Source organism: Arthrobacter sp. ZGTC212, assembly GCF_002929255.1.
In the GTDB taxonomy this organism is placed as follows: Bacteria; Actinomycetota; Actinomycetes; order Actinomycetales; family Micrococcaceae; genus Arthrobacter_B; species Arthrobacter_B sunyaminii.
Genome location: NZ_PJIJ01000087.1, coordinates 1 through 527 on the forward strand (window position 1 = coordinate 1; position 527 = coordinate 527).

The window sequence follows — 527 nt, forward strand, 5'->3', positions numbered from 1 at the left end:
AAGGACCCAACACCATGGCCCTGATCTCCGCGGACCGCGAAAGATTCCCCAACAACCCCTGGCAGCTCGTGGAAACCCGCCACGAACAGGGCAACGAGGGGACCCTGGAAACCCTCTTTGCCCTGGGAAACGGCCACCTGGGAATCCGGGGCGCCCACTGGGCGGCCGCCGACTCAGACCTCCCAGGCAGCTTCATCAACGGGCTGCACGAAATCTGGGACATCAAGCACGCCGAAAACGCCTTCGGGTTCGCCCGCACCGGCCAGCGCATCCTGTACATCCCGGACGCCAACAACTTTGCAGTCATCATCGACGGCGAAGCCCTCAGCCTGGCCGAATCCGAGGTGCTGGAGTACCGGCGCGCCGTTGATTTCTCCACCGGCGTCTACGAGTGCCGGATCACCTGGCAGTGCCGCTCCGGCGCGACCGTCACCACCACGGAGCGGCGCGCCGTCGGGTTCGATTCCCGGGGAACCCTTGGCATCTCGCTGGAGGTGGCTACCGACCGCGAGGTCTCCGTGGACGTC

Annotated in this window: 1 pseudogene; it reads left to right on the forward strand. The window is 65.8% G+C overall.

The features are described from left to right. Positions 1-14: 14 nt before the first annotated feature. Positions 15-527: pseudogene (locus tag CXQ89_RS18040) on the forward strand (glycoside hydrolase family 65 protein); the annotation flags it as partial.